At 33.1% G+C, this 23,616-nt stretch carries 21 protein-coding genes and 1 tRNA gene; 11 read left to right on the top strand and 11 right to left on the bottom strand.

Annotated elements, in window-relative coordinates; translation table 11 throughout:
• The first annotated feature begins 5 nt into the window (after nt 1–5).
• The gene (odhB, locus tag DFQ06_RS09250; protein WP_042496515.1) at nt 6–1,211 is read left to right on the top strand and encodes a 2-oxoglutarate dehydrogenase complex dihydrolipoyllysine-residue succinyltransferase; all 1,206 of its coding nucleotides are present in this window, start codon (nt 6–8) and stop codon (nt 1,209–1,211) included.
• A gap of 502 nt (nt 1,212–1,713) precedes the next feature.
• Here the strand turns inward: odhB and DFQ06_RS09245 are convergent.
• The 6 genes from DFQ06_RS09245 to DFQ06_RS09220 form a co-directional block, all read right to left on the bottom strand.
• Nucleotides 1,714–2,343, bottom strand: coding sequence for a response regulator (locus DFQ06_RS09245; protein ID WP_042502537.1), 630 nt, complete (start codon nt 2,341–2,343; stop codon nt 1,714–1,716).
• 51 nt (nt 2,344–2,394) lie between these two features.
• Nucleotides 2,395–2,838 carry a retropepsin-like aspartic protease gene (locus DFQ06_RS09240; protein ID WP_074936931.1) on the bottom strand — a complete coding sequence of 148 codons (444 nt, stop codon included), beginning with the start codon at nt 2,836–2,838 and terminating at the stop codon, nt 2,395–2,397.
• The gene (locus DFQ06_RS09235; protein WP_133967374.1) at nt 2,835–5,357 is read right to left on the bottom strand and encodes a CHAT domain-containing protein; all 2,523 of its coding nucleotides are present in this window, start codon (nt 5,355–5,357) and stop codon (nt 2,835–2,837) included. Before DFQ06_RS09235 ends, DFQ06_RS09240 begins: the two co-directional genes overlap by 4 nt.
• Before the next feature lie 62 nt (nt 5,358–5,419).
• Nucleotides 5,420–7,372 carry a DUF7849 domain-containing protein gene (locus tag DFQ06_RS09230; protein WP_133967372.1) on the bottom strand — a complete coding sequence of 651 codons (1,953 nt, stop codon included), beginning with the start codon at nt 7,370–7,372 and terminating at the stop codon, nt 5,420–5,422.
• Between the two features lie 324 nt (nt 7,373–7,696).
• Nucleotides 7,697–8,674 (bottom strand): hypothetical protein, encoded by a 978-nt coding sequence (locus tag DFQ06_RS09225; protein WP_133967370.1) that lies wholly within the window; start codon nt 8,672–8,674, stop codon nt 7,697–7,699.
• 83 nt (nt 8,675–8,757) lie between these two features.
• Entirely contained in the window at nt 8,758–9,201 is a 444-nt protein-coding gene (locus tag DFQ06_RS09220) for a hypothetical protein (protein ID WP_133967367.1), read from the bottom strand.
• Nucleotides 9,202–9,344: 143 nt separating this feature from the next.
• Between DFQ06_RS09220 and DFQ06_RS09215 the strand changes: the two genes are divergently transcribed.
• The 10 genes from DFQ06_RS09215 (at nt 9,345) to DFQ06_RS09170 (ending at nt 15,951) form a co-directional block, all read left to right on the top strand.
• A complete protein-coding gene (locus DFQ06_RS09215; RefSeq protein ID WP_133967365.1) occupies nt 9,345–9,926 on the top strand; it encodes an RNA polymerase sigma factor in 582 nt (193 codons plus the stop codon).
• A gap of 5 nt (nt 9,927–9,931) precedes the next feature.
• Complete coding sequence (locus tag DFQ06_RS09210) at nt 9,932–10,681, top strand: tetratricopeptide repeat protein (protein WP_042502546.1); 750 nt, start codon at nt 9,932–9,934, stop codon at nt 10,679–10,681.
• A 123-nt stretch (nt 10,682–10,804) separates the two neighbouring features.
• The gene (locus DFQ06_RS09205; protein ID WP_042496538.1) at nt 10,805–11,572 is read left to right on the top strand and encodes a TatD family hydrolase; all 768 of its coding nucleotides are present in this window, start codon (nt 10,805–10,807) and stop codon (nt 11,570–11,572) included.
• A gap of 4 nt (nt 11,573–11,576) precedes the next feature.
• Complete coding sequence (locus DFQ06_RS09200; protein ID WP_133967363.1) at nt 11,577–12,599, top strand: asparaginase; 1,023 nt, start codon at nt 11,577–11,579, stop codon at nt 12,597–12,599.
• Nucleotides 12,600–12,674: 75 nt separating this feature from the next.
• Nucleotides 12,675–12,762: transfer RNA gene (locus DFQ06_RS09195), tRNA-Ser, on the top strand.
• Nucleotides 12,763–12,837: 75 nt separating this feature from the next.
• Nucleotides 12,838–13,611, top strand: coding sequence for a MotA/TolQ/ExbB proton channel family protein (locus DFQ06_RS09190; RefSeq protein ID WP_042496544.1), 774 nt, complete (start codon nt 12,838–12,840; stop codon nt 13,609–13,611).
• A 21-nt stretch (nt 13,612–13,632) separates the two neighbouring features.
• Nucleotides 13,633–14,052, top strand: coding sequence for a hypothetical protein (locus DFQ06_RS09185; RefSeq protein ID WP_042496547.1), 420 nt, complete (start codon nt 13,633–13,635; stop codon nt 14,050–14,052).
• 3 nt (nt 14,053–14,055) lie between these two features.
• Nucleotides 14,056–14,646, top strand: coding sequence for an ExbD/TolR family protein (locus DFQ06_RS09180; protein ID WP_042502548.1), 591 nt, complete (start codon nt 14,056–14,058; stop codon nt 14,644–14,646).
• An 18-nt stretch (nt 14,647–14,664) separates the two neighbouring features.
• A complete protein-coding gene (locus tag DFQ06_RS09175; RefSeq protein WP_042502551.1) occupies nt 14,665–15,138 on the top strand; it encodes an ExbD/TolR family protein in 474 nt (157 codons plus the stop codon).
• A gap of 108 nt (nt 15,139–15,246) precedes the next feature.
• The gene (locus DFQ06_RS09170) at nt 15,247–15,951 is read left to right on the top strand and encodes a porin family protein (RefSeq protein WP_042502553.1); all 705 of its coding nucleotides are present in this window, start codon (nt 15,247–15,249) and stop codon (nt 15,949–15,951) included.
• Nucleotides 15,952–16,107: 156 nt separating this feature from the next.
• Here the strand turns inward: DFQ06_RS09170 and DFQ06_RS09165 are convergent, their stop codons facing one another.
• The 5 genes from DFQ06_RS09165 to DFQ06_RS09145 all read right to left on the bottom strand — a co-directional run bounded on the left by DFQ06_RS09165 (nt 16,108) and on the right by DFQ06_RS09145 (nt 23,575).
• Nucleotides 16,108–16,713, bottom strand: a complete 606-nt coding sequence (locus DFQ06_RS09165; RefSeq protein ID WP_042502555.1) for a hypothetical protein — start codon at nt 16,711–16,713, stop codon at nt 16,108–16,110.
• On the bottom strand, nt 16,713–18,170 hold the full coding sequence (gene rpoN, locus DFQ06_RS09160) for an RNA polymerase factor sigma-54 (protein ID WP_042496551.1): 1,458 nt from the start codon (nt 18,168–18,170) through the stop codon (nt 16,713–16,715). The genes DFQ06_RS09165 and rpoN overlap by 1 nt, the downstream gene beginning before the upstream one ends.
• Nucleotides 18,171–18,314: 144 nt before the next feature.
• The gene (gene asnS, locus DFQ06_RS09155; protein WP_074936953.1) at nt 18,315–19,748 is read right to left on the bottom strand and encodes an asparagine--tRNA ligase; all 1,434 of its coding nucleotides are present in this window, start codon (nt 19,746–19,748) and stop codon (nt 18,315–18,317) included.
• A gap of 114 nt (nt 19,749–19,862) precedes the next feature.
• Nucleotides 19,863–22,259 carry an efflux RND transporter permease subunit gene (locus tag DFQ06_RS09150; RefSeq protein WP_042502559.1) on the bottom strand — a complete coding sequence of 799 codons (2,397 nt, stop codon included), beginning with the start codon at nt 22,257–22,259 and terminating at the stop codon, nt 19,863–19,865.
• 47 nt (nt 22,260–22,306) lie between these two features.
• Complete coding sequence (locus tag DFQ06_RS09145) at nt 22,307–23,575, bottom strand: hypothetical protein (protein WP_133967361.1); 1,269 nt, start codon at nt 23,573–23,575, stop codon at nt 22,307–22,309.
• Nucleotides 23,576–23,616: the final 41 nt, after the last annotated feature.

Genomic DNA, 23,616 nt, shown 5'->3' with positions numbered 1-23,616 from the left:
AAAGAATGATTTTAGAAATGAAAGTGCCTTCACCAGGCGAATCTATCACAGAAGTAGAAATAGCGACTTGGTTAGTTGAAGACGGCGATTACGTTGAAAAAGACCAAGCTATTGCAGAAGTTGATAGTGATAAAGCAACCTTAGAATTACCAGCAGAAGTTAGCGGAATTATTACGCTTAAAGCGGAAGAAGGTGACGCTGTAGAAGTTGGAGCTGTAGTTTGTTTAATTGATACAAGTGCAGAAAAACCAGCAGGTGGTGAAGCACCAAAAGCAGAAGCTAAGGTGGAAGCACCAAAAGCAGAAGCACCAAAAGCTGCTGAAGCTAAAACTTATGCAACAGGTTCTGCAAGTCCTGCTGCTAAAAAAGTATTAGCTGAAAAAGGAATTGATGCTGCATCTGTTTCAGGTACTGGTAAAGCGGGTCGTATTACCAAAGAAGATGCTGTAAACGCAGTGCCTTCTATGGGAACACCAACCGGTGGTAGTCGTGGTACTTCAAGAAGTAAAATGTCTATGTTACGTAGAAAAGTAGCAGAGCGTTTAGTTGAGGTTAAAAATACAACAGCTATGTTAACCACGTTTAACGAGGTTGATATGTCTCCTATTTTTGCATTACGTTCTGAGTATAAAGAAACGTTTAAAGCAAAGCATGGTGTTGGTTTAGGATTTATGAGTTTCTTTACTTTAGCAGTTGTTAGAGCTTTAGAGATGTATCCAGCAGTAAATTCAATGATGGATGGTAAAGAAATGTTATCATACGATTTTTGCGATATTAGTATAGCTGTATCAGGACCAAAAGGTTTAATGGTGCCAGTAATTCGTAATGCTGAAAACTTATCATTTAGAGGTGTAGAGTCTGAAGTAAAACGTTTAGCACTACGTGCAAGAGACGGTCAGATTACAGTTGATGAAATGACAGGTGGTACATTTACAATCACCAATGGTGGTGTATTTGGTAGTATGTTATCTACGCCAATTATTAACCCACCGCAAAGTGGAATTTTAGGAATGCATAACATTGTAGAGCGTCCTGTGGCAATCGACGGTCAAGTTGTAATCCGTCCAATAATGTACGTAGCTTTATCTTACGATCATAGAATTATTGATGGTAAGGAAAGTGTAGGATTCTTAGTTGCTGTAAAAGAAGCTTTAGAAAACCCAACTGAATTATTGATGAATAATGATGTTAAAAAGGCTTTAGAGCTTTAGGAAATAATAATTTTTAATTGCTAAAAAGGGTGTTTCATATCTATGAAACACCCTTTTTTTATTTGTTTTAGTCGTTTTATTTGAGAGAGACTAAGACAACAACATATATAAGTTAAACGATACAATTATAACAGCCAAAATAAAAACAACAGCGAGTGCTAGTTTATTTACAGGGTTGCTTTTTTCTTCCATGATTTGATCTTTAAGCATTTGTCTAGAATTTTAAGGGTTGGACTTGCGCTGGATTTGTTGGTAATTAATAGCACCGTAAAGGTATGTTACAGGTTCGAAAAAAAAAATACGCAATTGTACGTATTTTTATAATGCAGAAGATGTTGAATGCAAAGCAAGTTTTTTCCATATTTTGGAAAGTAGTAAAAAGCAAAAAACCCTAAATCATAACGATTTAGAGTCTTTTTTTAATTCTCCCTAAGAACTAATTAATAGCACTGTAAAGATATACTATATTTGCGTAAGAAAAAATACGCACTTCTACTTATTTTTATAAAAATTCTTTGTTAACGGTTGCCCAAATGGCAAGAGATGTTGGTTTTTTATCCAAATTTAATTTAGAAACTATATTGCTACGGTGTTTATCTACCGTTCTTACAGAAATAGAAAGCTCTTCAGCAATGATTTGGCTTGTTTTGCTTTCCGATATTAATCGTACTATTCTTAATTCAGATTTAGTTAAAAGCCCTAAATTCTTTGGTCTCGCGTTGTTATTGTGGTTTAGGTAAGATGCTATTTCTTCACTAAAATAGCGTTTTCCGTCTAGTACGTGTTGAATACAGGTTTCAATTTCTTCAACAGCAAATTCCTTTAAAATATATCCGTATACCCCAGATTGAATGGCTTGATCGTAAACTTCTTCTTCTTTATCAAAAGTAATTAGTATAATTTTGGTGGGAAGATTGTGTTTTTTACAGGCTTCAGCAATTTCTAAACCTGTTTTAAAGGGCATTCTAATATCAAGAATGGCAATTTCTGGCTCTAATTTTATAATTAAATTATATGCCGCTTTACCATCTTCGGCGCTTCCAATAATATTAAACCCTTTGTTGGTTAAAAAATCGGTAAGACCACGCAGCATTAACGGATGATCATCTGCTATGACGATATTTGTGTTCATTATTTATTTGCTAGGAAGAGGTTAATTGCTATATCGAAGTAATTTAAATAATTATAACTTTAAATACAAGTATTTCTTTTCATAATCAATAATGCCTTTTCCTTTTTTCAAAATATCGGCACCAATGATACCGTCTACCGGTTTTGCATTATGATTTATAAGAGCTGTATTTACGTGAGATAAGTTGAATAGAACTAAAACAACTTTGTTGTTGCTCCATTTGCCGATTTTTACTTTGTTTTTTTTAGACATTTTGGTTTCCATGTCTGTTGCTCCTGCACCTGCAGCTTTAATTAGTGAGTCTTCGGCATTAAGATTAAAGGTTTCAATAGCTTCAAAACCAACACAAGAGCTGGAAGCTCCAGTATCTAGAATAAACAAACCTTTTTTACCATTAATGGACGCTTTTATTTCAAAATGATTTGTTTTCGTTAAATGCAGTTTTACTTTAGTGTAACCCTTATTTAAAAGAAATTCTTGGAGGTTTGTTGTCATTTACGCTTTAATTTCATTGCTAAAAGTACTATAAACAGTACAATAAATATACCAATGCAAACATAAATTGTGAAGTTTTGCGATTTAACTTCCGTAAGGTCGCCGTAATAAACAAAAGCACTCCAATAATATGGCGATTTTTTAGAATTATTAATCGACTCGTTTTTAATATAACTTATTTTAGAGGCTTGGTTGGCGGTATATGCAGATTGTGATGTACTGTAGTTTTTGTAAAAAGACTCCATAATTTGAGCCGTAGATAAATCGTTTATTTGCCAAAGTGAAAACAAAATATTTTGAGCTCCTGCATATTGAAATCCGCGAGCTATGCTCATGGCGCCTTCGCCTTTGTATAATTTGCCAATACCCGTTTCGCAGGCGCTTAAAACGACTAGATTAGGGTTTAAATCTAAACTATAAAGCTCATTTAAAAATAAGGTGTCATCAAAAAAGGATAAGTTTGATGAGGTTACAAAATCGCCACTGCTCGCATGTGTTGATAGGTGTATAACATTGTAGTTTGGAGCGTTTGTGAAGAAGTTACTTTTACTAGCTTTCGCTTTCATGAATAGTTTTGAAGACATGTGTTTTTCAATGGCTTCAGATTCTTTAACAGAATAGGTTAATGCTTGAGTTTCATTTTCAAAAACCGGAAAAAAACCTAAAACGGTATTCGTGTTTTGCTTTATGCTTTCATTTAAATATACAACAGTGCTACTGTTGTAGACTACGTTTTGCTTTTTGATTAAAAAAGGCATTTTAGAATACAATGTTGTTTTAGTCTTGTTTGTTAATAAAGCCTCGAAAGGGATAAAGTTGATTAGACCGTCGGGAATTATAATTATGTTTTTGCTTGAAGGAGCCTTGTCAAGATTTAATAGCTTGTAAACCTCAAAAGCTTGTGTTGTGTAATTTTGAATATCATTATTTATGGTTGAAGCCTTGTTAAATAAGTTGATGAAATTAGAAACTTGTTGCTTAATGTCTAAGGTGAAATGGATACGATTTAAATTTATGTCTTGCTCTGAAATTATAAATTGATAAATGCTATTTTTTCCATAAAAATATTCGATTAATACGGCGTTGTCTTTTTTTAATTTAGATGTTAAATTGTTGAAATTAAAAGGTTTATTAGTGTTTGGGTGTTTTTTTGAAATCTTTGAATTAAGTTTTTTTAATTGAATACTAATGCTACTAAGTTTACTACTTAAATTGTTAATTTGTGAAGCTGATAAATCTTCTTTTACTAATAAACTTGTAAGCTGTTCTTGAGTTTTTAAAAGTTGAAACTCTTCTATGAGTAAGCTGTCATTAGGAAAATGTTGTAAGCGTTTTTTCTTTAAAAATATAGTTTTTAATACCGAAGACTTGCTGTTTTCGGCATATTCGAGTGCTGTTTTTAAAAGTGTTTTGTTTTTTGTTTTAGCGTAGGTGTCATAAAGAATGTCTATGCTTTTTTCGCTTCGTATGCGGTTGTTTGTTTCGTTTAATATCTTAGTTTCTTGAGAGGTCCAACCATTTTGCATTAATTTAGAAACATAAAAGCTTAGGTCTAAACTTTCTAGAGTTATTTTTGGGTTTGTTTCAATTTCAGCATACATATCGAAAATATCAATAAAGGTATTGTCGGCAAATAATTGATTTTTATTCGGTAAGTTATTGCTGTTGTGTGTTGGTAATAACGTTTTTATTGCAACGTGCAAGCTTTTTATGGCTTCGTTTGGTTGTTTTAAAAGGTAGTGCAGTTGGGCTTCTTCAATATCTAGTTGGGCTATTTTACGTTTTGTAGCACCTTGCTTTAATTGGTTTTTCTTATATGATGAAAAAGCTATAAAGGCCTGTTTAAAACTTTTATTTTTCAGATGAAATAAATAATTATTTCTGTCGCTATCTTTGATTGAAGTATTGTTGAATTGATTTAAAGCAGCAAGACATTCTGTTTTTATTTGAAGTAGTCGTGTTTTTTGTAATTCGGTAATAGGTTTGATTTTTAAGCCTTCTTCCACTGTGCTTATTGCTGTTTCATGTTTGCTTAAAGTGTAATATAATTTAGCTAAATTAATAAAGCCACTTATTTGGTGCGAACTATTTTTGTTGTTTTTAGCTAAATATATATATTGGTTTATGGTGTTTAAAGCATTGGTGAAATCGCTAGTTTTGGTGTATAACGTACCGAGTGGGTTTAAGCAGTTTTCAATAATATCAAAATCTGAAATTAGAGAGAGTTCGTTACTATTATAGCGTTTTAAAGCATCTTCGTAAGTAGAAATTGCTTTTGATAATTCCGATTCTTGAAATAAGTAAAAGCCTTTGTGCGTCTGTAAAAATACAAGAGCCAACTGTTCATCTTTCGATTTTACTTGCCGCTTAAAGGTTTCTTCTTTTTTATTTAAAATTCTAAGTGTATTGCTGCTAGGAGCTTCAATAAAAGTTTCTGCAGCTAAATAAATAGTTTCCTCTAAATTTTGAGAGAAGCTAAGTGACGTTATAAGAAAAAGAAGAAAGCTAATTGTTTTCATGTTATATTGGAAATCATGTATTTATCCAAAACCGCAGTTTTGGTTTTTATAGATTGTAATACTTAAAACTTCCATATAGCATAAAATTGCCAGTAGTTAAAATCGTCTTCAAAATTTAGAATATATCGTGCGCCTACACTAGGACCTATTCTCGCAAAACCAGCTGTAGCTTCAAATAATAAACCGGTCCTTAAGTTTGTGAAAGATTCGTTTGTGCTGCTAGTTTCTGTAAAGGTGTTAAATGGATCACCTTCAGATGTATCACCGTCAAACTGTTCAATAAGTGTATTTTGAGTAGATTTTTCACTTACAGATATAGTGTTTTGTACACCTGCACCAAGACCAATATAGTTGTTTAAATTGTAGCGCAGTAAAACGGGAACGTCCCAATCTATGTTTTTGTTAGAGGTTTCGGTTGTGGTACTTTGAAAGAAGCGAAAACCTTGCGGGCCGTCTACAAACTCTTCTGTTACTTCGATGTTACTATCGTAATTATGAAAATTATTCATAAGTTCAACCTGCCAATATAATCTGTACGATTTATAAGGAGAAAGTGTTGCTCCTATAAAATAACTTTCGGAATTACGTAAATCAGTAAAGGAATTATAACCCATTTTGGCGCCAATGGATATTCCTGGTAAAAATCGAGTGGTGGAATAATTAGTAATTATGGGATCGTTTTTATCAAAAATAATAGCCGTTTTACTTTTTGTTTTTGTTTTATGAAAATCCTTAGCAAATTTTATGCTGTATTGTACAAAGCCTTTTGTAGAATCGTATTCTTTTACGTTTTTCTGTTCGCTACCAGGTAAGTAAATGTTTTTAAAGGTGAAAATAGCTTGCGTTTTTGTGAATGCAGTATCGAGGCAACTGTAAAGTACTTCACGCTTTGGGCATATTTCACATTTGGGATACATATCGAGAACCTTCAAGGTCGTTTTGTCTAACATGTCCGGAATATCAGTTTCTAAACGGATTGTATTTGCAGGTCCTTCGCCATTATTTTGAAATTTTATTTTATATTTTAAAGTTTTAAAACGCACCAAACGGTAATTCATAAATGTAGCGTTAGACGACATTTTATTGGGGTCGTGCGAGGTTACAATTTCCATTTCCATGTCTTTCACTTTATGATTGTCGTAATTAGCATCAGGAATATAAATACCACGAACAGAAATTATGGCACTGGTATCTTTTACCATTTCTGGTGTGGTTTTTAAGCTGAAAAAGATATTACGTTCTTCTTCGGGTTGCATGTTATCGAATTCTAGAACACGCCAATTTTTGTATATGGATTTAGCTTCTGATAAGGTTAGTGGTAAATTGGTTTTTAGGGTAGAATCTTGTTCTACATTTCTAAAATTTGTGATTTCGCTATTTGAAGATGCTAAATAGGTGTTATTGTTTTCAACGTTTTTGGTGTAAGCAAAAGCATCGGTTGATATGTTTTTTTCGTTATGATGTAGTCTAGTTTCTGTTAACTCGAAATTATCAGCTTTGTATTTATGTTCATTATAAAACAGATATATTTTTCCGTTGGTAGTATAGTTTTTTATGTTTTTGTAGCTTAAAATAGTTACAATTTCTTCTTCAGGAACTGGCTCTCTATTTCTTTTAAGCGTGAAATCGTCTTCCATAGAAGCTTCATCTTGATAATCATCGGTAATAGAGGTGATGTTTATTTTTTTTGGACGTGTTGTTGGTGGTTTTCCGGTGTCGTAATTATTGGTTGCCCAAAGTTTTACTTCATATTCACCTTTCTTTTTATAGGTGTGCCTTGCTTCGGGATCTGTGCTGTATGTGCCATCTCCCATTTCCCAGTAATGGGTGTAAAAGGCTTTTGGAGCACCAGCTATTTGTGTTAAAGCAGGTGTTTCTGGTGTTAATAAAACGGAGTTGTTGGTAACGTTTGCTTTAATTGTAGCGGTTCTAGTAATGGTGTCGGTAATGTGTTGTTGACCAAGAATAAATAAAGGGAAGACTATTGTTAAAAGTAGGAAGCTGTATTTTTTCATAGTACCATTTAGTTAATATGCTTATAAATATACAAAAGAGAATGTCGATAAAAATTATAAAGTGTTTTTAAGGTCTTTTTTACTTAAAAAAGTGCGTGTAGATTACAACTAGGTTTGCCCAGAGTATAACTACAATACAGATTATTAATATTTTTAAAAAGAGATTCTTCTTCATACTATTATATCAAATAGAAATACTTTTTGTTACCCTATATAAGTGGCTTTTTTTCAAATTAAAAACCCAGAAACAAAAGTTTCTGGGTTAAAAATTAGGTTAGGTCTGTCTCGTTTTGAGTAGACGAGCACAGTGGGGCAAAAAAGGTGTTATGGTAGTGCGTTAATAATAGCTGCAAGTTGTGCTTGTGTTACGGTTGTAGTTTCACTTTCGGTAATAGTGATAATGCCATTTTCTACTATGGTTGCGGCTTGTACGGCGTATTTCCAGTTGCCAGCATCTTCGCTTACAAAAATAACATGACATTCTAATCCAACAGGAATTTGTCCGTAATGTTCGCTAAATAACCCTGTACTAGCATCGTAAGTATCTAAGTTTGCTAATGCAGCAGGTTCGCCATCGTAAGATAAATATACACTGCTATTGGTGTTGTCGTAACCTTCTGGAACAGCAACTAAAATGGTTGTTTTTTCTCTTGGGTCGTTGTAAAAACGATCTACATTAGTCCAACCAAAGTCGCCAATAAAAGCATAGTAATTGGTGTGTTCTGCAAATACACCACGTTCATCACCATTTTCATTTTGGGCTTCTTCCCAAACTAAATCACCATTGTCGTCAATATTTCCGTCCCATAAAATCATGTCTGGATCAATATCTCCCGTTAAATTAGCAGGAATCCCTAATTGGATGGTGCCATTTAGTTGTAAATCTGCACCGTTTTGTGCGGCATTTATAAAAAACTCACCACCAGAAATTAGTAACGCTTTGTTACCGTCTGCCATAAGTCCCATAGTAGGTTTGTTGGTAACTAGCATGTTGGCTCTGTCAAATAATTCAACAAATTCTAAATCTATGGTGCCAGTAATAGGGTTTCCGTTTAAGGTTAAATTAGCTGTGTTGAGGCTAATATCTACCCCGTTTTCTGAAGTTAAAGTTATCGATCCATCGGCGGCATCAAACTGAAATGTTTGTGTTAAGCCTTTCAAGGCGTCGTCTTGTATATTTCTAAACTCGGCAGCGGTTGCTGGAATTATAATTTCAGTATCGTTTTCTTCTTTTGTTGAACAGCTTGTAAAAACTAAAGCTGATATAACTAAAGCGCCTAAAATGTATTTTAAATTTTTCATGATTATTGGGTTTTAATATGTTCTTCACTTTTATATAAACAGGGCACTTGTTTTGTTACCTTGTTTTTGGTTCTAATTTTAATTTATGGTTGTGGTTGGCTCATTATTAATTTTTCTACAATAACATCTCCAGAGGCTACAAGAGCAATCATTTTTTGTGCATAAGCTTCACTAGATGAGTATCCTTTTGCTGTTCCGCTTGTAGTTTTAACTTCCCAAAAGTAATTTCTGTTTGTAGCGTTGTTTAAGTCGGCTTCTAGCATAAAATAGCTTGTAATTTTTTTGTTTTTCACCACCTCTCCGCTACTCGAATAAGAAATCATTCGCTTTGCGTTTTCAAAACTTAAAGCTGTTCCAGAGTAAGTCCCTTTGTTCGTTTTAACTTCCCAATCAAAAATTTGTGCAATATTGTTTGCTGTGTTAGCATAAATTTCTGTTGCTGAGTTAAGGTTTGTTTTTTCATTAGTAGCATTCATATTTAATATTGATAATACTACGGTTCCGATAATTAAAATTGAATTTGTCATAAGTTCTAAATGTTTATTGTTGTTATTATTAGTTTTAAAATTGTTAGTCAATTTGACTGTTACACCCTTATATCAAAACCATTTTAAAATTGTTACCCTTTTTTTTGAAAGTTTTTTTACATTAGTAGCAAATACAAGGGGTAATGAGTGAAAAAAAAATACACGAAGACCAAAAATATATTGATGGCTTATTAAAAAACAATAGTTTTATTATACAAGCCATCTACGATAAATTTGTGCCAAAAGTGGTTAATTATATTAAGCAGAATAGTGGTAGTCGCGATCAGGCTCAGGATGTTGTGCAAGACACACTGGTTACTATTTATAACCAAGCAAGCGAAAAAGGTTTGAAATTAACCTGCCCTTTTGATGCTTATTTCTTCTTGTTATGTAAACGGAAGTGGCTCAATGTTTTGAAAAAAACATCGAATAAAGAGGTAACAATTAACGAAGAGGTTTTATCTAAAGGAGATGAGGCTCAAGAACTAGCATTTGAAACCTCGGTATTTGGAGAAAAACAAGCTTTATTTGCCGAAATGTTGGAAAAACTAGGTAATGCATGTCAAGATTTGTTAAAAGCTACTTTCAAAATAAAATCGATGGAAGAAGTTGCAGCAAGTTTAAATGTAACCTACGCCTATGCACGTAAAAAGAAATCGTTGTGCATTGGTAAACTAACCGAGTTGGTTCGTGAGTCTCCCAAATTTAACCAGTTTAACAATTAACCATCATGGAAAAAGAAAATTATATACAATTTGAAGAATATCTTGCGGGCAGCCTAAATCAAGTAGAGCTCGAGGTGTTCGAGAATAAATTAAAAACGGATAGCGCTTTCGCGGAAGCGTTTCAAACCTATAAAAATTTGTCTCATTATTTAAGTGATAAGTTTGGGAATGAAACCGAATCGGAAGCTTTTAAAGAGAATTTAAAAAGTATATCAAGTAAATATTTTATTCAAAAAGACGAAGCTGTTTCCGTAGAAAAAACGAGTAAAAAATCGTTCAAATTCTATAAATATGCCATTGCTGCTTGTGTGATTGTAATGTTTGGGGTTTTTACTTTTGGTGAGTTCTCAAACCCATCTTATGGCGACTTTAATAATTACGATACTATAAGTTTAACAGTTAGAGGCGAAAATGACGATTTATTAAAAACGGCCGAAAACGCCTTTAATTCTAAAGATTTCGCTTCCGCGGAAAAAGCTTTTGCCCAGTTAATTCAAATAGATCCAAGCAATGCCGAGTTAAACTTATACAGTGCTATTAGTAATATTGAGTTGAGTGATTATGATAAGGCAGATGAATTGTTAACTGAAATCGCTAATGAAAATTCAGCATATAAAAATAAAGCCATTTGGTATTTAGCCTTAAGTAAATTAAAACAAGAAGATGTTTTGGCATGTATAGATATTTTAAAAACAATACCTGAAGATGCTGAAGATTATGAGCGTGCGCAGAAATTGCTAAATAAATTAGATTAACAACAACGCTTAAAAATAAGTTAGAATACAATAGACCTGTGAAGTTTATGCTTTGCAGGTCTTTTTTGTTAATCTAATTGATAAATACCTCGGCAAATTTAAATACTTCATTATTTTTACAGAATGATTATTACAGATACGCATACCCATTTATACAGTGAAGCTTTTGATGACGATAGAAGCGAGATGATAAACCGAGCAATAGAGCAAGGTGTTACTAGGTTTTTTATACCAGCTATAGACTCTACGTATACTAAAGCGATGCTTCAGTTAGAGAAAGATTATCCAGAAAACATGTTTTTAATGTCTGGTTTGCATCCAACACATGTAAAGGAAAACTACAAAGAGGAGTTAGACCATATAGAGCACATGCTTGCTACACATAAATTTTATGCTGTAGGCGAAATTGGCATCGATTTATATTGGGATAAAACAACTTTAGATATTCAAAAAGTGGCATTTAAGCATCAAATACAATTAGCAAAACAATATGGTTTACCCATTGTTATACATTGCAGAGAGGCCTTTGATGAAGTTTTTGAAGTTTTGGAAAGTGAAAAAGGAGACGATTTATTTGGAGTGTTCCATTGTTTCACCGGGAGCTTAGAGCAAGCGCATCAGGCTATTTCTTATAATATGAAATTAGGTGTTGGTGGTGTTTCAACTTTTAAAAACGGAAAAATAGATCAGTTTTTAAATGAAATAGATTTAAAACATATTGTTTTAGAAACCGATGCACCATATTTAGCACCAACACCATTTAGAGGAAAGCGCAACGAAAGTGCCTATATAATAAAGGTATTAGAAAAACTAGCAACTATTTATCAAATCTCAGAAGAAACGTTGGCTGAAATCACCACAGAAAATTCAAAATCCATTTTTAAAGTTTAATGTTATGAAACCAAACATACTCCTTATATATACAGGTGGCACCATTGGCATGGTAAAAGACTTTAAAACCGGTGCGCTAAAAGTATTCAATTTTAAAAATATTATAAAAAACATACCAGAGTTGCAGTTGTTAGATTGTAATATCGAAACGTTTTCTTTTGATGAACCTATTGACTCTAGTAATATGAATCCGAAGTATTGGGTTCAAATGGCAGAGGTTATCGAAGAAAAGTATAATGAATTTGATGGTTTTGTTGTACTTCATGGTAGTGATACTATGAGTTATACAGCATCTGCACTAAGTTTTATGCTAGAAAACCTAGCAAAACCAGTGATATTTACCGGTTCTCAATTGCCTATTGGCGATTTACGTACCGATGCTAAAGAGAATTTAATTACATCTATACAAGTGGCATCTTTACAAGAGGATGGTAAACCTTTAATAAAGGAGGTGTGTTTGTATTTTGAATATAAATTATATCGCGCCAATAGAACAACCAAAATTAATGCCGAGCATTTTCAGGCATTTGCATCCTTTAATTATCCAGACTTGGCCGAGTCGGGTGTGCATTTAAAAATAAACCATAAACATTTATATCAACCTAACGGAAGCAAAGCTTTGGAGGTTCATAAGAATTTAGATGAAAATATTGCATTAATTAAACTCTATCCTGGTATTTCTAAAGTCGTTTTAAAAAATATTTTTAAAACGCCCAATTTAAAAGCAGTTATCTTAGAAACCTACGGTTCTGGAAACTGTACTACCGAAATGTGGTTCATTAATATGTTAAAAAAGATCATTGAAAAAGGCATACATATTATAAATATTACCCAATGTTCGGGCGGAAGTGTCATGATGGGGCATTATGAGACCAGTGATATGTTAAAAAAAGCAGGTGTAATCTCCGGAAAAGACATAACAACCGAGGCTGCACTAGCTAAGTTAATGTATCTATTAGGAAAAAATGTAGAGGCTAAAAGCTTCAAAACCACCTATGAAACATCTTTAGTTGGAGAATTGACTTAAAATTAACTGTTAAAATTTTAGCGTTCAAAGTTTTTTTTGTTATTTCATCCCCAGAATAAAAGCTGTTAAAAAAAAAGAGAGGTGGCCGAGTGGTCGAAGGCGCACGCCTGGAAAGTGTGTATACCTCAAAAGGGTATCGAGGGTTCGAATCCCTTCCTCTCTGCTTAAATTTTTTTATTTTTAATTGCTTTTTTTTTATATCTTTAACACTTTAACTAATAAAATTAAGATCTAGATCATGAAAAGATTATTTTCTATCCTTGCCATTACTGTAATGGTGGCATTCGGAACTGCAAATGCAACAACAATTGCAAACACAAGTACAGCTGTAACGACTGTAACTACCACTTTAACTCAAGAAGATGAAGCTCCTGCGGCAGACGTTGGTTTTCATCAAGATTTGAAAAAACGTTTTATTGAAGGTGGTCCAGGATTTATGGGTATTGTATTATTATGTTTAATTCTTGGATTAGCAATTGCTATTGAGAGAATTATCTTTTTAAACTTATCATCTACAAACACTAAAAAATTAACGCAATCTGTAGAAGATGCTCTTGCATCTGGTGGTGTTGAAGCTGCTAAAGAAGTTTGTAGAAATACAAAAGGACCTATCGCATCTATTTACTACCAAGGTTTAGATAGAACTGATGAAGGTATCGAAGCTGCTGAGAAAGCTGTTGTAGCTTACGGTGGTGTTCAAATGGGACAATTAGAGAAAAACGTATCTTGGATTTCATTATTTATCGCTCTTGCACCAATGCTTGGTTTCATGGGTACGGTAATTGGTATGATTCAAGCCTTTGATAAAATTGAAGCTGCTGGTGATATGCAACCTTCTCTTGTTGCAGGTGGTATTAAAGTAGCACTTTTAACAACAGTATTTGGTTTAGTAGTGGCAATTATTCTTCAAATTTTTTACAATTACATTATTGCTAAAATTGATAGTATTGTTAACGATATGGAAGATGCTTCTATCACGTTAATGGATCTATTGATTAGACACAAAAAGTAATAATTTAAAACTGAAAAAATTATGAATACTCACAAAATAATAAAAATCGTAGCTTTTGCTCTCGCGATTCTTGGCTCTATATTTGCGCTGATGATCATGACTGGCTCTGAGGCTATGATTGATAACATACTTTATATTACCTATGCTGTACTAGGATTAGTAATAGCGTTAGTTGTAATATTTGTTTTGAAAGGTTTAGTTACTGGAGATATCAAAAAAACTTTGATGTCTGTAGGAGCCTTTTTAGCAATCATTTTTATAAGCTACGGCTTGTCATCTGGTACAGATTTAGATCTACAACCATTCAATGACAAAGGTCTTGGTATTACCGAAGGTATTTCTAAAAACGTAGGTGCTGGTTTATATGCATTTTATGTTTTAGCAGTTATAGCAATTGGATCAATGCTATTCGGTGGTGTGAAAAAAATATTAAATAAATAAATTATGGCAAAAAGAGCAGCACCAGAAGTTAATGCAGGCTCAATGGCCGACATTGCTTTCTTATTATTAATATTTTTCTTAGTAACAACAACTATTGAAACAGATTCTGGTATTAACAGAAAGCTGCCTCCAATGGAAGAACAAACAGATCCACCTGTTATTAAGCAAAAAAATATTTTTACAGTTATTGTAAATAAGAATGATGATTTATTAGTTGAAGATGAACCGATGCAACTTAAAGATTTACGTAAAGCAGCCATTGCTTTTTTAGATAATGGCGGTGATAAATCTTGTGATTATTGTAAAGGTCCAAGAGATCCTGAGTCTTCGGATAATCCAGACAAAGCGATCATTTCTTTAGCTAATGATAGAGAAACTACTTATAAAACTTATATTGCTGTACAGAATGAATTAGTAGCAGCATATAACGATTTAAGAAACGCGAGAGCCCAAGCACAATTCGGTATGTCATTCGTTGAGATGGAAGCAAATCAAAAGGATGTAAACTGGCCGGGGAATAAAGAAGCTTTAAAGAAGAAGATAGATCAGATTAAAGCTGAGTATCCTCAAAAGCTATCGGAAGTACAGAAATAATTTAACATTTATAAAAACATGTCTAAATTTAAAAAGAAAAAAAGTGGCGATATGCCTGCGGTTAATACGGCGTCTTTACCAGATATTGTATTTATGTTATTATTCTTTTTCATGGTAGCCACAGTAATGAGGCAAAATACTTTAATGATTGAAAATAATTTACCATTTGCTGATCAAGTTGAAAAACTAGATAAAAAAGATTTGGTAATGTACATTTATGCTGGTAAACCAAGTGAGAACTATAGACAATATGGAAACGAGTCAAGAATTCAATTGAATGACAAGTTTGCTGATGTTAAAGAAATTGCTGCGTTTATTAATGCAGAACGCGCCTCCAAAAGAGAGGAATTAGTACCATATTTAACTACAGCCTTAAAAGTTGATAGTGATGCTAATATGGGATTAATTGGTGACATTAAACAAGAACTTCGTAAAGTTAATGCTCTAAAAATAAACTATACCACTAAAAAGGGTAGTGTTGTTGGAAGGTAAATTTTACACTCTTAATTTTATAGTAAAAGGCGTTTTGATATACTCAAAACGCCTTTTACTTTTATATAATAGTAGCAATTGGTAACTTACCATAATATAATTTTCAAAATGAGAAGAATTAAATATGTAATCATCATACTGTTTTGTGCGACTTCTTGTTTGTGTTTTTCACAAAATGAAGAGGTTGTTGAGACCGAAGTTGATAGTAAGTATAAAGAAGATCAATTTTATTTTGGTGTTACTTATAATTTATTAGGTTCAAGACCAACCGATGTAAAGCAAAGTGGCTTTTCTACAGGGTTTCATTTAGGTTTTATAAAGGATATGCCAATAAATGCTGCAAGAAACAAAGCTATTGGTTTAGGTATTGGTCTTTCTGCAAATTCATATAACCAAAACCTTCTTATTCAAAAAGATGATGGAGGTGTAGTTAGTTACAGCGTAATTGACGATGCCGATACATTTACTAAAAATAGGTTTTCTAGTAACTTTATAGAGGTGCCTTTAGAGTTTAGATGGCGAACATCTTCAGCTACCAGCTATGATTTTTGGCGTATTTATGCCGGTTTTAAGTTCAGTTATATGTTATCGCATGCCGCAAAGTATAATGGGGATCTAGGAAGCTTTAAATACACTGATATCTCAGACTTTAATAAGCTTGAATATGGCTTAACGTTAAGCACCGGGTATAATACTTGGAATTTACATTTGTACTATGCCTTAAGTCCTGTCTTTTCTAAGGAGGCTAAGCTTGATGGAGAAAGTATGGATATGCACGCTATTAAAGTAGGCTTAATGTTTTATGTGTTGTAATTTGAACTCTCTTGGGCTTCAAATAAGAGATATAAATTGTTTAATGTAGTGATCTGAAGGGGAATGGTTAGAATCAAGGCATAGTCGGTTACTTAAATCGTCAAAGTAAATTAATTGTTGTTTCGAAAACCAAAGAAGGTTCAAGTATATATTAATCTACATCCAGAAATTAATCAGCAATAGCTGCGGAATTAATCCAACAAAAAAACCAAAAATCAATTCTTTAGAGGTGTGCGCATTTAAGTGTAATCTAGATGTAGCTACAGCACCCATGGCTAAGGCGACAAAAGCAAGAGTGCCAGTAATATTTATACCAAACTGCACGCCTATAGCTATAAAGAACATGAATAACCCCGAAATACCAATCATGTGTATACTTGCTTTAAATTTAAAAATAGCGAGCGTTAAACAAGCCATATTCGAAATTAGTATACCAATAAAGAAGTAATACAGTTCTAGCGACTGCGTTGCTGTTATTACGCGTTTAATTACTAAAATAGTAATAAAGCAATTTAAAGCCAACGGGTAAATACGTTCCCTTGTAGTTTTAAGATGAATAGTTTGCGCCTTTCCTAAAGTTCTGAGTAAAAAGAACATTAAAATAGGTAGTATAATGGTAAGTATTAATAATGAAATAAGCTTAGCATGTAAAATTTGCTCCGCTATAAAACGCGGCGAGATATAATAATAATATGCCACGCCAATAATAGGCATCAATAAAGGATGAAAAATATATGAAATGCTCTTAAGTAACTTATCCATTATATTTTTTTACGTAATCGAGCGACAGGAATATCTAGTTGTTCTCTATATTTAGCTACTGTTCTTCTAGCAATTGGATATCCTTTTTCTTTTAAAATTGACGCTAAAGTTTCATCTGTTAAAGGCTTCTTCTTATTTTCTTCTTCAATTACCGTTTCTAGAATTTTTTTAATTTCGCGAGTTGAAACATCTTCACCTTGATCATTCTTCATGGATTCCGAAAAGAATTCCTTAATCAGTTTTGTTCCATAAGGTGTGTCAACATATTTGCTATTGGCAACACGTGAAACTGTGGAAACGTCCATTGAAATTTCGTCGGCAATATCTTTTAAAATCATGGGTTTCAAATTACGCTCATCACCAGTTAAAAAGTACTCGCTTTGGTAATGCATAATTGAACTCATGGTAACAAATAGGGTCTGTTGGCGCTGTTTTATAGCTTCAATAAACCATTTTGCTGCATCTAATTTTTGTTTTATAAAAACAACAGCATCTTTTTGAGATTTCGATTTGTCTTTAGATTCCTTGTATCCTGTAAGCATATTGTTGTACTCTCTAGAAACATGAAGCTCCGGAGCGTTACGTCCGTTTAAGGTAAGCTCAAGTTCTCCATCAACAATTTTAATAGCAAAATCAGGTACTACGTGTTCAACAATACGGTTATTCCCGGCATAAGATCCACCAGGTTTAGGATTTAAATGTTCAATTTCTTTTATGGCATCTTTTAATTGTTCTTCAGTAATATTGAATTTCTGAAGTAATTTTTTATAATGCTTTTTGGTAAATTGGTCGAAAGCAGAATCTATAATGTCTATAGCTAATTCTGTATCGGGTGTTTTATCTTTGCGGTGTAATTGAATACTTAAACACTCTTGAAGGTTTCTAGCTCCAACACCTGCTGGGTCTAATTGATGTACAATTTTTAAAACCTTTTCAATATTTTCCTCTTCGGTGTATACGTTTTGTGTAAAAGCTAAATCGTCCATAATATCGCTTAACTCTCTACGTATATAGCCGCTTTCATCAACGCTACCAACTAAGAATTCGGCAATGTCTCGTTCTTCTTCCGATAATCTGTAGGTGTTTAATTGATTAATTAAGTGTTGCGTAAATGAAGTTCCCGCTGCATAAGGCATCGTTTTTTCTTCATCGTCGGCACTGTAATTATTGGCTTGGGTGCGGTAATCTGGAATTTCATCATCACTTAAGTATTCATCAACATTAATGTCTTCTGCACTTATAGAATCATTATCATTAATATCATCAGAATTATCTAAATCAGAATCGTAGTCACTATCGTTTTCTTCTTTACCGCCTTCTAGTGCTGGGTTTTCTTCTAATTCTTGTTTTAAACGTTGCTCAAAAGCTTGCGTAGGCAATTGTATCAGTTTCATTAACTGAATTTGCTGCGGCGACAGTTTTTGCGAGAGTTTAAATTGTAAATATTGCTTAAGCATGATTTTTATTAAGATTGAATGGGCAACTAAATATAATGATAAGTAATAAACAAATCAAAGGTTTAGATTAGTTAGTCCTAATCAAAGATAAATAAAAGCATGAATAATCGCCAAGTATAAGCGGAATTATCAAGTTAAATTTTATTAAAACTCTGCGTTTTGAGGTGTTCTTGGAAAAGGAATTACGTCTCTAATATTACCCATACCGGTTGCAAACATCACTAAACGCTCGAAACCTAAACCAAAACCAGAGTGTACAGCTGTTCCGTATTTACGTAAATCCATGTACCACCAAAGGTCTTCTTCTGGAATGTCTATGGCTGCCATTCTTTGTTTTAAGATATCTAAACGCTCTTCACGTTGTGCTCCACCAACAATTTCGCCAATACCAGGGAAAAGAATATCCATAGCACGTACGGTTTTACCATCGTCATTTAAACGCATGTAAAAGGCTTTGATATCTGCTGGGTAATCAAATAAAATAACAGGACATTTAAAGTGTTTTTCAACTAAAAAACGTTCATGTTCACTTTGTAAATCCATTCCCCATTCTTCAACTAAATATTTGAATTTCTTCTTTTTATTTGGTTTAGAATTTCTTAAAATATCAATAGCTTCCGTGTAACTAACACGTTTGAAGTTGTTTTCTGTTACAAAGTTTAATTTTTCAATTAAACTCATATCACTACGTTCAGCTTGAGGTTTTACTTTTTCTTCGTCTAATAGACGTTTTTCTAAAAACTCTAAATCTTCACGATTATGTTCTAAAACATGAGTGATTACAGATTTCATAAAGTCTTCAGCAAGATCCATATTGCCTGCTAAATCCATAAAAGCCACTTCTGGCTCTATCATCCAGAATTCGGCTAAATGTCTTGATGTATTAGAGTTTTCAGCTCTAAAAGTAGGTCCAAAAGTATATACTTTACCTAACGACATGGCGTAAGTTTCAGCTTCTAATTGGCCAGATACGGTTAAGTTAGTTTCCTTTCCGAAGAAATCTTTAGTATAATCTACTTTGCCATCTTCAGTTAAAGGTAAATTTTTATTGTCTAAACTAGAGACTTTAAACATTTCTCCAGCACCTTCTGCATCACTACCTGTAATGATAGGCGCATGCATGTAGTAAAATCCGTTTTCGTTAAAATATTTATGGATAGCGAAAGATAATGATGAGCGTAAACGCATTACAGCACTAAACGTATTAGTTCTGGTGCGTAAATGAGCATTTTCTCTTAAAAACTCAAAAGAGTGTTTTTTAGGTTGAATAGGGTAGGTTTCCGGATCGGAATCTCCTAGAACTTCTAAATGTTTTACCTGAATTTCAACTTTTTGACCTTTACCTTGGCTTTCTACTAATTCTCCTTTTACATGTATTGCGGCACCTGTGGTTACGCGTTTTAAAAGGGCTTCATCAAAGTTTTCAAAATCTACAACACATTGTATATTATTTATTGTTGAACCATCATTTAAGGCAATAAAGCGATTTGCTCTAAAGGTTCTAACCCAGCCTTTTATTTCAACTTCAAGTAAAGAAGTGTTTTGCGATAGTAATTCTGAAACTGTAGGTGATTGCATAGAAACTAATTTTGAACTGTAAATATAATGGTTTCAGTACTTAAAATTCAAATAATAAATTCTAAAAATTATGAAAATTTTGAATTTATAGCTAATTGTTGTTTTAAAGTGTAATTAAAACTCCTCTTTGTCGTCTTCTTCAGGGATAATGTTAATCGACGGTTCGCGTAACACTTCTTTATTAGCAATACTACGCTCTAAAGAAAGTAATAAAGACGGTAGTAATAATAAATTAGAAAGCATTGCAAAAAGTAGAGTTGCAGAAACTAGAGCACCAAGCGCTACTGTACCACCAAAGCTCGAAATTGTAAATACCGAAAATCCAAAGAATAACACAATAGATGTGTAGAACATACTTACTCCTGTTTCGCGTAAAGCCCCATAAACCGAAGTTTTAATTTTCCAATTATTGGCTTGCAATTCTTGACGGTATTTTGCTAAGAAGTGAATTGTATCGTCTACAGAAATACCAAAAGCAATACTAAACACTAATATGGTAGATGGTTTTATTGGTACGCCTAAATACCCCATTAAACCAGCCGTTATTACTAATGGTAGTAAGTTTGGAATTAATGAAATAAGAATCATTTTTCCCGAACGGAACATATATGCCATAAATAAGGCGATAAGTAAAATGGCTAATGATAAAGAAATGGCTAAGTTTTTAACCAAATATTTTGTTCCTTTTTGGAAAACTAGAGCCTTCCCAGTCATGGTTACTGTGTAACGTTCTTTAGGAAAAACTTTATTTATTTTAGTTTGAAGATCTTCTTGGATACGTTCCATTCTATCGGTACCAACATCTTTAATAAAGGTGGTGATACGTGCGTATTGGCCTGTGCTATCAACAAAATTACTTAGCAAGTCATTACTTGAAGTTGAATTTTTAGCATAGCTTAAAATAAAACTATTTTCTTGTGAAGTTGGTAGCTGATAAAACTTGGTATTACCATTATAATAAGCTTGTTTGGAGTATTTAACTAACCCTACTACAGATATCGGTTTTGATAATTCTGGAGTTTCTAAAATCAAATCTTCCAGCTCGTTCATGCGTTTTAGAGTCGATAGTTTCATAACGCCTTTTTTGCGCTTAGTATCTATCATAATTTCTAATGGCATAATACCATTGAACTCACTTTCAAAGAAACGGATATCGTTAACAAATTCCGATTCTTGAGGCATATCTTCAATTAAACTACCCGAAATTTTTATTTGATAAACACCAATAATACTTAGTACAAGTAGTATTACCGAGGTAATGTAAATGGCAATACGTTTTTGTCTTACCATACGCTCCATCCAGTTTACAAAACCACCAATCCACCTTTTATTTAGGTGTTCTAAATGACGGTCTTTTGGATAAGGTAGAAATGAATATATAATTGGAATAATAAGAATACACAATATAAAAATTGACAAAATACTTAGCGAAGCTACTAAGCCAAACTCTTTAAGTAGCTTACTTTCCGTAAGAATGAATGTTGCGAAACCACAAGCTGTAGTAACGTTTGTCATTAAAGTAGCGTTACCAATTTTGGTAATTACACGTTGTAAAGATTTGGCTTTATTACCATGTAGCTTAACTTCGTGTTGGTATTTGTTAATAAGGAAAATACAATTGGGAATCCCAATAACAATAATTAACGGCGGAATTAAAGCTGTTAAAACTGTAATTTCATAATTTAATAAACCAATAATTCCTAAGGTCCACATAACACCAATACACACCACAATAAGGGATATAAAAGTGGCACGGAAAGATCTAAAGAAGAAAAAGAATATTATAGAAGTAACTAGTAGAGCTGCTCCAATAAACAAGCCTATTTCGTCAACAATATTAGTTGAGTTTAAGGTTCTAATGTATGGCATACCGGAGATACGCACATCTAAATCGTATTTGGCTTCGAAGGCTTCCACTCTAGGAATTAAAACATCCATTACAAAATCTTTTCGAGCCGAAGTATTTACAATAGCCTTGTTCATGTAAATGGCCGATCGAATTGTTTTCGTGTCTTTGTTGAATAAGAAATTATCGTAAAATGGATATTTTTTGAAAAGATCGTTCTCCAAAACCTCAATTTGAGCCATTGAAGTTATAGAATCTTTTATAAAAGGTTCTAAGATGAACTTTTCATTTTCGGTATCTTTTACTAATTTTTGAAGTTCTTTTATGGAAATTACCGATTCTACAGCGTCTGATGAATTCTTGAAACTTTCCGTTAAGTTGTTCCAAGCATTGAGTTTTTCAACAGTAAAAAGAGTAGAATCTTTTACACCTAGCACAATTAAATTACCCTCTTCTCCAAAAACATCTAGAAAATCGTTGTAAATAATATTAACTTCATGATCGTCAGGAAGTAAGTTTGCCTCGGTATAGGTAAACCTCATATTATCCCATTGCTGGCTGAAGAAAATTGTTGTAGCCAGAATAGCTACAAGTATAATAATTTTATTGCGTAAAATAACTCTAGCAATAACGTCCCAAAAGTCCTTTGTAAAAAGTTTAAGCATGCTCTATTTAAAAGATGCGCAAAGGTAGAAAAAAGCAGCAGATTACCTCATAAAGAGACGTTAAATGTAAACTTAAAAGCTACATTGTCACCAATTTCGGGCAAGTGGTAGGCGCCATAGCGATAGGTGAAGCTTAAACCAAAACCAAATAATAATTTATTAAGTTCGAAACCCGATTCCGTATATCCTTTTTCTAAGGAGCCAAAAGGAACACCTTCGTGGCGTTCAGGGTTATTCATGTCTCCAATAGCATAACGTGTTATTAATACCATTTGTGGTTTGTAACGTTCGGAAATATTAAAAGGTGTTAAGTAATGTTTAAATTGAAAAGTAGCGAACCTATCGGAAAAGAATTCGTTAAAAAACATGGTTTCAAAACTGTTTAAACCGGCAACCGAAAAACGTTGCAAAATAGTTTCTTTTGTAATATTGTTGGGGTAGGCGTGGTACAAATGAGTTAATGGTGTATCGCCACCAGAAATACCAGAAACTACAGTAATTCTAGAATGTGCAGCCTTGGGGTCTCCTATTTGGTAAATGCTTCTAAAATCTAATTTCGAAAAGTTGAAATCACCTTTTATAATATTTTTAAAACTTTTGGTGTATTGCAGCGTAAATTTAGGGAAGCCGTCTTTTGTTTGTTTTACACCGTCTTTGGTAGATTCGAACTTACTAAACGGACTCCATTGTAATGCTGTTTTTGCCGAACTAATATCGAAGTTATTGTAAACATCGCCGTTAAGGTTGAAGCCGTAAGCATAGGTTGGGTCTATTTTACTGATAGAAAACTCCGTTTCACTTACAATTTTTGGTGTAAACTCATGCTCTAGCGAAATGAGTTTGGTAATGTGTTTATGAAACAAATCGATGTTAAGCAATCGCGGTTCGAAAAACTGAAAGAAACGGTTGTCTGTTAAAAACTTAGTGCTTCCTGTTTCTTGTAAATCATCGGTGTAAGATAAATTAATCCAAGTATTTGTGGCTTCCGATACTCTAAAACCACCACCTAAACTGTATTTAAATCTACGATCTCTAAAACCATAAACAAGATAGGTGTTTGCTCGGTATTTTTCTGAAAAAGCTTTGTTAGTTTCTGCACCTAAACCAGTTCTTACTCCTTCGTATTGGTTGTATTTTACTAAATATCTTAAATCAAAATTAAAATATTTTGTTGGAAAAAAACCGTTACCCAATGATTTTACAAAGGCTTTCTTTTTAATAGAATCTTGTGCGGGTTCTGTAGTACCTTCATTTTCTATTTGCGCATTTAGTGCGACCGAGAATAAAATAAATAAAAACAGAATACAATGTTTCATCTAGAGAGAAAGGAGTAAAGTGATAAAAAAAGCGACAAATT

The organism is Algibacter lectus, from assembly GCF_004368925.1.
Taxonomy (GTDB): Bacteria; Bacteroidota; Bacteroidia; order Flavobacteriales; family Flavobacteriaceae; genus Algibacter; species Algibacter lectus.
The sequence above is the reverse complement of the archived record's forward strand: the minus strand, read 5'-3'. Positions and strand labels throughout refer to the sequence as shown.

Bases quoted from the DNA above. Each gene is read 5' to 3' on its own strand.
- odhB (WP_042496515.1), top strand. From the start codon at position 6: ATGATTTTAGAAATGAAAGTGCCTTCACCAGGCGAATCTATCACAGAA.
- DFQ06_RS09245 (WP_042502537.1), bottom strand. From the start codon at position 2,343: ATGAACACAAATATCGTCATAGCAGATGATCATCCGTTAATGCTGCGT.
- DFQ06_RS09240 (WP_074936931.1), bottom strand. From the start codon at position 2,838: ATGACAACAAACCTCCAAGAATTTCTTTTAAATAAGGGTTACACTAAA.
- DFQ06_RS09235 (WP_133967374.1), bottom strand. From the start codon at position 5,357: ATGAAAACAATTAGCTTTCTTCTTTTTCTTATAACGTCACTTAGCTTC.
- DFQ06_RS09230 (WP_133967372.1), bottom strand. From the start codon at position 7,372: ATGAAAAAATACAGCTTCCTACTTTTAACAATAGTCTTCCCTTTATTT.
- DFQ06_RS09225 (WP_133967370.1), bottom strand. From the start codon at position 8,674: ATGAAAAATTTAAAATACATTTTAGGCGCTTTAGTTATATCAGCTTTA.
- DFQ06_RS09220 (WP_133967367.1), bottom strand. From the start codon at position 9,201: ATGACAAATTCAATTTTAATTATCGGAACCGTAGTATTATCAATATTA.
- DFQ06_RS09215 (WP_133967365.1), top strand. From the start codon at position 9,345: ATGAGTGAAAAAAAAATACACGAAGACCAAAAATATATTGATGGCTTA.
- DFQ06_RS09210 (WP_042502546.1), top strand. From the start codon at position 9,932: ATGGAAAAAGAAAATTATATACAATTTGAAGAATATCTTGCGGGCAGC.
- DFQ06_RS09205 (WP_042496538.1), top strand. From the start codon at position 10,805: ATGATTATTACAGATACGCATACCCATTTATACAGTGAAGCTTTTGAT.
- DFQ06_RS09200 (WP_133967363.1), top strand. From the start codon at position 11,577: ATGAAACCAAACATACTCCTTATATATACAGGTGGCACCATTGGCATG.
- DFQ06_RS09190 (WP_042496544.1), top strand. From the start codon at position 12,838: ATGAAAAGATTATTTTCTATCCTTGCCATTACTGTAATGGTGGCATTC.
- DFQ06_RS09185 (WP_042496547.1), top strand. From the start codon at position 13,633: ATGAATACTCACAAAATAATAAAAATCGTAGCTTTTGCTCTCGCGATT.
- DFQ06_RS09180 (WP_042502548.1), top strand. From the start codon at position 14,056: ATGGCAAAAAGAGCAGCACCAGAAGTTAATGCAGGCTCAATGGCCGAC.
- DFQ06_RS09175 (WP_042502551.1), top strand. From the start codon at position 14,665: ATGTCTAAATTTAAAAAGAAAAAAAGTGGCGATATGCCTGCGGTTAAT.
- DFQ06_RS09170 (WP_042502553.1), top strand. From the start codon at position 15,247: ATGAGAAGAATTAAATATGTAATCATCATACTGTTTTGTGCGACTTCT.
- DFQ06_RS09165 (WP_042502555.1), bottom strand. From the start codon at position 16,713: ATGGATAAGTTACTTAAGAGCATTTCATATATTTTTCATCCTTTATTG.
- rpoN (WP_042496551.1), bottom strand. From the start codon at position 18,170: ATGCTTAAGCAATATTTACAATTTAAACTCTCGCAAAAACTGTCGCCG.
- asnS (WP_074936953.1), bottom strand. From the start codon at position 19,748: ATGCAATCACCTACAGTTTCAGAATTACTATCGCAAAACACTTCTTTA.
- DFQ06_RS09150 (WP_042502559.1), bottom strand. From the start codon at position 22,259: ATGCTTAAACTTTTTACAAAGGACTTTTGGGACGTTATTGCTAGAGTT.
- DFQ06_RS09145 (WP_133967361.1), bottom strand. From the start codon at position 23,575: ATGAAACATTGTATTCTGTTTTTATTTATTTTATTCTCGGTCGCACTA.